Consider the following 9,681-nt stretch of genomic DNA (forward strand, 5'->3'; position numbering starts at 1 on the left):
CCCGGCGTCGCGCTCACATCCGGTCGAGCGTCCGGATGCCGAGCAGGTCCAGTCCCTGCCGCAGGGTCCGTCCCGTCAGGTCGGTCAGCAGCAGCCGGCTCGCTCGCAGCTCCCCCTCCGCCCGCAGCACCGGACACCGCTCGTAGAACGTGCTGAACCGGGTGGCCAGCCGGTGCAGGTAGCCGGCCAGGTGGTGGAAGCGCGCCGTCCGGGCCACCTCGTGGACGACACCGGCGAACCCGAGCAGCTCGAGCGCCAACGCCCGCTCCGCCGGGGTACCGAGCAGCACCACGGTCGCCGCCCCCGGCACCGCACCGGCCCGCCGCAGCACCGACCGGGTCCGGGTGTACGCGTACTGGAGGTAGGGGGCGGTGTTGCCGTCGAGGGCGAGCATCCGCTCCCAGTCGAGCACGTAGTCACGGGTCCGGTCGGTGGCCAGGTCGGCGTACTTGATCGCGCCGATGCCGACGGCCCGGCCGATCTCGGCCGCCGCCGCCTCGTCCAGGTCCGGGTTGCGGGTCCGGGCCAGCGCGGTCGCCCGGGTGACCGCCTCCGTCAGCAGGTCGACCAGCTTCACCGACCCGCCGGCCCGGCTGCGCAGCATCCGCCCGTCCGGGCCGAGGACGGAGCCGAAGCCGAGGTGCTCGGCCCGGACTGGTGGACGCAGCCAACCCGCCTGCCCGGCCACCGCGAACACCATGGCGAAGTGCTGCTGCTGCGGCAGGCCCACCACGTAGAGCAGCCGGGTCGCGCCCAGCTCGTCGACGCGCTGCCGTAGCGCCGCCAGGTCCGTCGCCGGGTACCCGAACCCACCGTCGCCCTTGCGCACGATCAACGGCAGCCCGACGCCGTCGCGTCCGACGAACCCGGGCGGGAAGACGCAGGTCGCCCCGGCGCTGTCGGTCAGCAACCCGAGCCGGTCGAGGTCGGTCACCACCGCGCCGAGCCGGTCGTTGTACGCGCTCTCGCCCCGGAAGTCCTCCTCGCTCAGGGTGACGTCGAGCAGCTCGTACACGGTCAGGAAGTACCGCTGGGACTGCCCGACCAGCAGCCGCCACAGCCGGCGGGTCTCCGGGTCGCCGCCCTGCAAGGCGACCACCCGCTGCCGGGCGCGTTCCCGGAACGCCGGGTCGGCGTCGAACTTCGACCGGGCCGCCCGGTAGAACCCGTCCAGGTCGCCGATGGACAGCTCCTGCGCCGCCTCCGCCTCACCGAGGTCCACCAGGTGCGCGATCAGCATCCCGAACGGGGTGCCCCAGTCGCCCAGGTGGTTGACCCGGACGACACGGTGTCCGAGCCAGCCCAGCACCCGGACGGCCGCGTCGCCGATGACCGTCGAGCGCAGGTGCCCGACGTGCATCTCCTTCGCCACGTTCGGCCCCGAGTAGTCGACCACCACGGTCTCCGGCTCGCCGGTCACCGGCACCCCGAGCCGCTCGTCGCCGGCGAGCGCGGCGACCATCCCGGCCAGCGCCCCGTCGGCGAGGGTCAGGTTGACGAATCCGGGGCCGGAGACCTCCGCCACCGCGCAGACGTCGTCGAGGACCGCGTGGTCCAGCACCGCCCGGGCGATCTCGCGCGGGGGCCGGCCGAGCCGCCGGGCCAGCGCCAGTGCCGCGTCGGACTGGAAGTCCGCCCGCGGCGAGCGCCGCACGGTGGGCGCGACCGGTTCGCCGGCCACGGCGGCGAACGCGGGCGTCAGCCGGTCGGTGAGCAACCTTTCAAGATCCATTGGTACGCCGATCTGCTCGGATCCGTCAGTCAGGCGGATCCCCGGACGGGGGAGCCTGCGGACGGACCGAGGACAGCGGTGGTGACCGGCGGCTCGATCCGCCGGTCGCAGGGGAATGGGTCAGCGCGGGCGGGCGACGGATCGCCGGCGTCGCTCCGCACCGACCACGACGTCGTACGACGTCCGGGTGTGCTGAGCGGTCGCGCTGGTCATGCCGGCAGCGTACCGGACCGTCGGCGTGGCTGGTCCGGCCCTGCCGGCCGCGTCCGGTCCCGGCGTGGCCGGTTCGGCTCTGCTGGCCACGTTCCGTCCCGTGCCGGCCTGGTCGGTCGCCCTGCCGATGCGTCCCGTCCCGGCGTGGTCGGTCGGCCCTGCTGGTCCTGGCCTGGTCCCGGCCTGGCCTGGTCCCGGCCTGGGCCGGTCCGCCCGCGAGTGCCCGTCGGGCGGACCCGGCCGGCGAGGTGATCGGTCTCGTTTTGCAGGGCATGCCGGCACCGGAACGACCACGGTGCCCGTCGGCGGGTCTCGACCCCCACCGAGATGCCGCCGGGGCCCCGCCGGTCAGCCCCGGCGGTAGCTCTTCGTGTAGTAGTCGCCGACCTGGTCGCGGTAGTCCGGCCGGGCACCGTCCTCGGGATCGAAGACCGGGGAGTCCTTGACCTGTTCCCGGCTCCGGTCGACGTGCACCACCCGGTCCCCGTGGTCCACCCGGGCGACCGTGCCGACCGGCAGCAGGACCTTCCGCCCGAAGATCCACGGCCCGGTGTCCACCACCAGCCAGCGGGCACCCGCGTCCTCGCTCGCCTCGTCGATCGCGCCGATCCGCCCGTCGGTCGCCTCCACCCGGTATCCGGTCAGGTCGAGCGGTGTGCCCGGGCCGGGCGCGTCCGGTCCGTCGTGTGACTCCCGGTCGGGCCGCTCACCCGGCTCGGTCTGGTCGTATCCACCGGCCAGCGCCGCCGGGTCACGCCACGCCCACGGGTTGAACGGCTGCATCCGGGCCACCTCCACCTCGTCGTCGACCCCTGCCAGGTGCCCCGACCCCCACCAGCGGAAACCCGGCCACCAGATCCGGCCGGCCCGGCCCGCCCCGACCGCCACGTAACCGCCACTCGGCCCGTCGCTCGACCGTGTTGATCAAGAAGTTTGCGTCACGGATGTCCCCGAGGGTGACGCAAACCTCTTGATCAACACGGTGTGGTCCGGGAACCGCCGTCGGGGGCGGGAGTGGGGGTGGGCCGGTAGGCGGCAGGGCGCTGGGATACTCGTCGACCATGGTGTTGTCGCGGGGTTGGTCGTTGTTCCTGGTTGGTGTCGGGGTGTGGACCTGGGTGATCTGGCCGAGGTTCGGGCTCGCCATCTGGAACGACACGCGGGCCTGGTCGGGAGATGCGGTCGGCATGGGCGCGCCGACCGGCTTCCTCTGGATCCACGCGCTGCTCATCGCCGCCTCGTTGGCCATCGGCTCCACGGCCGGCGTGCTCGGCGTCCGGGGGTGGCGGGCGGCCCGTCGCCTGTCCCGCCGAGTTCAGCCGGGCGGCACGGAAGCCGATGACCAGCGGATTTGACGATCAAACCTGAGGCCGCGTAACTTTCTCTCTGCCAGCGCGGAACGGGCAAACGGGGTGAAAAGCCCCGGGTTCGAATCCGATGTGTGGCACCGGGTCGTCGGGGGCACTGTCTCCAGGACGACGCGGTCCGGGTGGGGCTAGCCGAACGCCGCAGGGCGGATTTGGCCGGGCGGAACCGACCGGGTAAGGTTGTCGACCGGCAGAGCACCGGGCGAGCATGCGGGAGACCGCAGCGGCCGGTTCTGCCAAATCCGATGATCAATCGCAGCGCTGGCCGCTGCGTGCGCTCAGCGGAGCAAGGCCGTACGAAGCGTGACACACCGGGACACACCGGTTGACACGGGGAAGACGGTGAGGTAACGTAGTAAAAGTGCCAGGCGCGAGAGCGCGGGGCGCGACGAACGAGATACCCCGGTCGGGTTGCCGTTGGTGCGGTGGTTTGGCTGGTGTGTGGTTGTTCTTTGAGAACTCAACAGGGTGCTTGTAAAGCCAGTGCCAATTGTTTTATACCCCGGGCTGGCCGAATCTTCGGGTTTGGTTGGCTGGGATTCCTTTGGCAACACTTTTGTTGTCAGGATGCTGTTCAACAGGTTTTTGTTGGAGAGTTTGATCCTGGCTCAGGACGAACGCTGGCGGCGTGCTTAACACATGCAAGTCGAGCGGAAAGGCCCTTCGGGGTACTCGAGCGGCGAACGGGTGAGTAACACGTGAGTAACCTGCCCTAGGCTTTGGGATAACCCTCGGAAACGGGGGCTAATACCGGATATGACCTTGCCCTGCATGGGGTTTGGTGGAAAGTTTTTCGGCCTGGGATGGGCTCGCGGCCTATCAGCTTGTTGGTGGGGTGATGGCCTACCAAGGCGACGACGGGTAGCCGGCCTGAGAGGGCGACCGGCCACACTGGGACTGAGACACGGCCCAGACTCCTACGGGAGGCAGCAGTGGGGAATATTGCACAATGGGCGGAAGCCTGATGCAGCGACGCCGCGTGAGGGATGACGGCCTTCGGGTTGTAAACCTCTTTCAGCAGGGACGAAGCGCAAGTGACGGTACCTGCAGAAGAAGCACCGGCCAACTACGTGCCAGCAGCCGCGGTAAGACGTAGGGTGCGAGCGTTGTCCGGATTTATTGGGCGTAAAGAGCTCGTAGGCGGCTTGTCGCGTCGACCGTGAAAACTTGGGGCTCAACCCCAAGCCTGCGGTCGATACGGGCAGGCTAGAGTTCGGTAGGGGAGACTGGAATTCCTGGTGTAGCGGTGAAATGCGCAGATATCAGGAGGAACACCGGTGGCGAAGGCGGGTCTCTGGGCCGATACTGACGCTGAGGAGCGAAAGCGTGGGGAGCGAACAGGATTAGATACCCTGGTAGTCCACGCTGTAAACGTTGGGCGCTAGGTGTGGGGGGCCTCTCCGGTTCCCTGTGCCGCAGCTAACGCATTAAGCGCCCCGCCTGGGGAGTACGGCCGCAAGGCTAAAACTCAAAGGAATTGACGGGGGCCCGCACAAGCGGCGGAGCATGCGGATTAATTCGATGCAACGCGAAGAACCTTACCTGGGTTTGACATGGCCGCAAAACTTCCAGAGATGGGAGGTCCTTCGGGGGCGGTCACAGGTGGTGCATGGCTGTCGTCAGCTCGTGTCGTGAGATGTTGGGTTAAGTCCCGCAACGAGCGCAACCCTCGTTCGATGTTGCCAGCGCGTTATGGCGGGGACTCATCGAAGACTGCCGGGGTCAACTCGGAGGAAGGTGGGGATGACGTCAAGTCATCATGCCCCTTATGTCCAGGGCTTCACGCATGCTACAATGGCCGGTACAATGGGTTGCGATGCCGTGAGGTGGAGCGAATCCCAAAAAGCCGGTCTCAGTTCGGATCGGGGTCTGCAACTCGACCCCGTGAAGTCGGAGTCGCTAGTAATCGCAGATCAGCAACGCTGCGGTGAATACGTTCCCGGGCCTTGTACACACCGCCCGTCACGTCACGAAAGTCGGCAACACCCGAAGCCGGTGGCCCAACCCTTGTGGAGGGAGCCGTCGAAGGTGGGGCTGGCGATTGGGACGAAGTCGTAACAAGGTAGCCGTACCGGAAGGTGCGGCTGGATCACCTCCTTTCTAAGGAGCACCATCCGGTGAAAGCCGGTATGGAGCCCACACTGCCCGAATGTGGTGGTGGGGTGCTCAGATGGCGGAGACACTGGCAAGTTTTTCCCTGGCAACGGCCGGGATACCTAGTACAGCTGCTTCGGTGGTGGGAACGGGGTCCTGGTGCGGCTGGTGGAGGGATGTGAGCACCCTGTTGGGTCCTGAAGGAACAACCTGAGGTTGTTTTTTCGGAGGACTGTTCTGGAGCGTGAGCTTCGGTGGTCTGCCAGGCATGGCCTGGTCTCGCATACCGGATTCTGTTCTGCCTTGTGGGGTGGGGTGGGGTTGCTGGTGTGGGGCTTTCGGGTTGTGGGTTGGTTGTTTGTTGAGAATTGCACAGTGGACGCGAGCATCTTTGTGGTCAAGTTGTCAAGGGCGAACGGTGGATGCCTTGGCACCAGGAGCCGATGAAGGACGTGGGAGGCCGCGATAGGCCTGGGGGAGCTGTCAACCAAGCTGTGATCCCAGGGTGTCCGAATGGGGAAACCTGGCACCAGTCATGTGGTGTCACCCGCACCTGAACACATAGGGTGTGTGGGGGGAACGCGGGGAAGTGAAACATCTCAGTACCCGTAGGAAGAGAAAACAATGTAGTGATTCCGTGAGTAGTGGCGAGCGAAAGCGGATTGAGGCTAAACCGGTTGCGTGTGATACCTGTCAGGGGTTGCGTGGTCGGGGTTGTGGGACCCTGCTGAGTGTACTGACATGCATTCGAGGAGTTATAAAATCAGTGGCTAGCCGAATGGTGTGGAAAAGCCAACCGTAGTCGGTGAGAGTCCGGTAGGTGAAAGTTGCTGATCTTCTGTGGGTGTTCCCGAGTAGCGGCGGACTCCTGAAATCTGCCGTGAATCTGCCAGGACCACCTGGTAAGCCTAAATACTTCCTGGTGACCGATAGCGGACGAGTACCGTGAGGGAATGGTGAAAAGTACCCCGGGAGGGGAGTGAAATAGTACCTGAAACCGTTCGCCTACAATCCGTCGGAGCCTTGCGGGGTGACGGCGTGCCTTTTGAAGAATGAGCCTGCGAGTTAGTGGCATGTGGCGAGGTTAACCCGTGTGGGGGAGCCGTAGCGAAAGCGAGTCTGAATAGGGCGTCGTAGTCGCATGTTCTAGACCCGAAGCGGAGTGATCTAGCCATGGGCAGGCTGAAGCGCGGGTAAGACCGCGTGGAGGGCCGAACCCACCAACGTTGAAAAGTTGGGGGATGACCTGTGGTTAGGGGTGAAAGGCCAATCAAACTCCGTGATAGCTGGTTCTCCCCGAAATGCATTTAGGTGCAGCGTCGTGTGTTTCTTGCCGGAGGTAGAGCACTGGATGGTCTAGGGGGCCTACAAGCTTACCGAAATCAGCCAAACTCCGAATGCCGGTAAGTGAGAGCGCGGCAGTGAGACTGCGGGGGATAAGCTTCGTAGTCGAGAGGGAAACAGCCCAGATCACCAGCTAAGGCCCCTAAGCGTGTGCTAAGTGGAAAAGGATGTGGGGTCGCATAGACAACCAGGAGGTTGGCTTAGAAGCAGCCACCCTTTAAAGAGTGCGTAATAGCTCACTGGTCAAGTGGTTCCGCGCCGACAATGTAGCGGGGCTCAAGCACACCGCCGAAGCTGTGGCATTCACATTTTAATCTCGCTTGGACTTGATTCCTTGTGCAGGTGTGTGGATGGGTAGGGGAGCGTCGTGCCGGGGGTGAAGCAGCGGGGTGACCCAGTTGTGGACGCGGCACGAGTGAGAATGCAGGCATGAGTAGCGAAAGAAGGGTGAGAAACCCTTCCGCCGGATGACCAAGGGTTCCAGGGCCAGGCTAATCCGCCCTGGGTGAGTCGGGACCTAAGGCGAGGCCGAGAGGCGTAGTCGATGGACAACGGGTTGATATTCCCGTACCCGCGAAAGAGCGTCCCTGATGAACCTCGTTGTGCTAACCACCCGAGCTGGCTGATGTCTTCGGACGGATGTTGGGGAGCGTGGGAACCTGGCGGGTAGTAGTCAAGCGATGGGGTGACGCAGGAAGGTAGCTGAGCCCGGCCGGTGGTTGTGCCGGGGTAAGCGTGTAGGCCGACATGTAGGCAAATCCGCATGTCATGGGGCTGAGACGTGATGCCGAGCCGATTCAGGTGAAGTCAGTGATCCTATGCTGCCGAGAAAAGCCTCTAGCGAGTTCTGAGCGGCCCGTACCCCAAACCGACACAGGTGGTCAGGTAGAGAATACCGAGGCGATCGGGCGAACTGTGGTTAAGGAACTCGGCAAATTGCCCCCGTAACTTAGGGAGAAGGGGGGCCGGAGACGTGAAGCCCCGTGCGGGTGGAGCGTTGTATGGCCGCAGAGAGCAGGGGGAAGCGACTGTTTACTAAAAACACAGGTCCATGCGAAGAAGTAATTCGATGTATATGGACTGACGCCTGCCCGGTGCTGGAACGTTAAGGGGACCTGTTAGCTCCTTTTGGGGGCGAAGCGGAGAACTTAAGCGCCAGTAAACGGCGGTGGTAACTATAACCATCCTAAGGTAGCGAAATTCCTTGTCGGGTAAGTTCCGACCTGCACGAATGGCGTAACGACTTCCCCACTGTCTCAACCACAGGCCCGGCGAAATTGCAGTACGAGTAAAGATGCTCGTTACGCGCGGCAGGACGGAAAGACCCCGGGACCTTTACTATAGCTTGACATTGGTATCTGAATGGACTTGTGTAGGATAGGTGGGAGCCGGTGAAACCTGTACGCCAGTATGGGTGGAGGCAATCTTGAAATACCACTCTGGTTGATTTGGGTATCTAACTTCGGACCGTTATCCGGTTCAGGGACAGTGTCTGGTGGGTAGTTTAACTGGGGCGGTTGCCTCCTAAAGGGTAACGGAGGCGCCCAAAGGTTCCCTCAGCCTGGTTGGCAATCAGGTGTTGAGTGCAAGTGCACAAGGGAGCTTGACTGTGAGACTGACAGGTCGAGCAGGGACGAAAGTCGGGACTAGTGATCCGGCACTTGCGTGTGGAAGCGGTGTCGCTCAACGGATAAAAGGTACCCCGGGGATAACAGGCTGATCTTCCCCAAGAGTCCATATCGACGGGATGGTTTGGCACCTCGATGTCGGCTCGTCGCATCCTGGGGCTGTAGCAGGTCCCAAGGGTTGGGCTGTTCGCCCATTAAAGCGGTACGCGAGCTGGGTTTAGAACGTCGTGAGACAGTTCGGTCCCTATCCGCCGTGCGCGTAGGATACTTGAGAAGGGCTGTCCCTAGTACGAGAGGACCGGGACGGACGAACCTCTGGTGTGCCAGTTGTCCCGCCAGGGGCACGGCTGGTTAGCTACGTTCGGAAGGGATAACCGCTGAAAGCATCTAAGCGGGAAGCCTGCTTCAAGATGAGGTATCCCACCCCACTTTGTGGGGGTAAGGCCCCCAGCTAGACGACTGGGTTGATAGGCCGGAAATGTAAGCTCGGTAACGGGTTGAGTTGACCGGTACTAATAGGCCGAGGACTTGATAACAAGGCTGCTACGCGTCCACTGTGCAACTCTGAACAAACACCAAACAACCCCCCACAGTGTGTGGGTGTGTGTGTTGTTTGATATGTTCATAGTGTTACGGCGGTCATGGCGGAGGGGAAACGCCCGGTCACATTCCGAACCCGGAAGCTAAGCCCTCCAGCGCCGATGGTACTGCACTCGGGAGGGTGTGGGAGAGTAGGACACCGCCGGACAACCTTTCAGTTGAGGCCAACCCCGAACAGGGGTTGGCCTCAACTGCATTCCACACCATATCTCTCCCCCCGGAACTGCTTCCGCTATCCGTGAGAGAGGCCCCCCACCGGCACGGAAAACCCCGCCTCCGGAACCTCCCCCTCCGGGACTTCTCGCCTCAGGCTGAGGGCCCCGGGGTTGGGGCTGGTGGGTAGAAGAAGCGCCTATCCCGACACGGGATACCCCTACATCCGCGACGTCGGCGATAGGCAGCCAGACGGAGAGCGGCCCGCCCACCACCCGCTCCGCCCTTCGCGGACCAGCAGCCCGGAGACGTCGAGGCAACCCCGCCACGCCCGCGCCGGGGACAGGCGGGCGACGTTCCGTGAATCGGCCCGTACGACGCCTGTGACCTCGTACCGTCGATGCGGGACTGACTCCCGGGGCCCCGCGCCGGGGTCCGTGACGACGTGACGTGGTGCACGCCTCGTCCACGATCGGAGCGGACCTGTCGGGGTACCTGCTGACCGTACGACCGGAACTGACCGTCGGGACCGGCGGAGGCAGGAGTGGCC

Annotated in this window: 3 protein-coding genes and 3 rRNA genes; 4 read left to right on the plus strand and 2 right to left on the minus strand. The window is 64.2% G+C overall.

The annotated features are described in order from the left end of the window. Positions 1-13: 13 nt before the first annotated feature. Positions 14-1,732, minus strand: coding sequence for an arginine--tRNA ligase (argS, locus tag ACN265_RS32740; RefSeq protein ID WP_421405664.1), 1,719 nt, complete (start codon positions 1,730-1,732; stop codon positions 14-16). A 561-nt stretch (positions 1,733-2,293) separates the two neighbouring features. After that, positions 2,294-2,833 carry a PRC-barrel domain-containing protein gene (locus tag ACN265_RS32745; RefSeq protein ID WP_421405665.1) on the minus strand — a complete coding sequence of 180 codons (540 nt, stop codon included), beginning with the start codon at positions 2,831-2,833 and terminating at the stop codon, positions 2,294-2,296. Positions 2,834-3,006: 173 nt separating this feature from the next. Here ACN265_RS32745 and ACN265_RS32750 point away from each other — a divergent pair, with 173 nt between their 5' ends. From ACN265_RS32750 to rrf, 4 genes are all read left to right on the plus strand, one after another. Further along, the gene (locus ACN265_RS32750) at positions 3,007-3,300 is read left to right on the plus strand and encodes an SCO4848 family membrane protein (protein WP_421405666.1); all 294 of its coding nucleotides are present in this window, start codon (positions 3,007-3,009) and stop codon (positions 3,298-3,300) included. Positions 3,301-3,897: 597 nt separating this feature from the next. Then, positions 3,898-5,412 (plus strand): 16S ribosomal RNA (locus tag ACN265_RS32755). 389 nt (positions 5,413-5,801) lie between these two features. After that, positions 5,802-8,914 (plus strand): 23S ribosomal RNA (locus ACN265_RS32760). 95 nt (positions 8,915-9,009) lie between these two features. Beyond that, positions 9,010-9,126: ribosomal RNA gene (gene rrf, locus ACN265_RS32765) — 5S ribosomal RNA — on the plus strand. Together the 16S, 23S and 5S rRNA genes form the textbook arrangement of a ribosomal RNA operon. The last annotated feature ends 555 nt before the right edge of the window (positions 9,127-9,681 follow it).

This window comes from Micromonospora sp. WMMD730, from assembly GCF_049178955.1.
GTDB lineage: Bacteria > Actinomycetota > Actinomycetes > Mycobacteriales > Micromonosporaceae > Micromonospora > Micromonospora wenchangensis.

Excerpts from the sequence above, each read along its gene's own strand:
- argS (WP_421405664.1), bottom strand. The coding sequence starts at position 1,732 with ATGGATCTTGAAAGGTTGCTCACCGACCGGCTGACGCCCGCGTTCGCC.
- ACN265_RS32750 (WP_421405666.1), top strand. The coding sequence starts at position 3,007 with ATGGTGTTGTCGCGGGGTTGGTCGTTGTTCCTGGTTGGTGTCGGGGTG.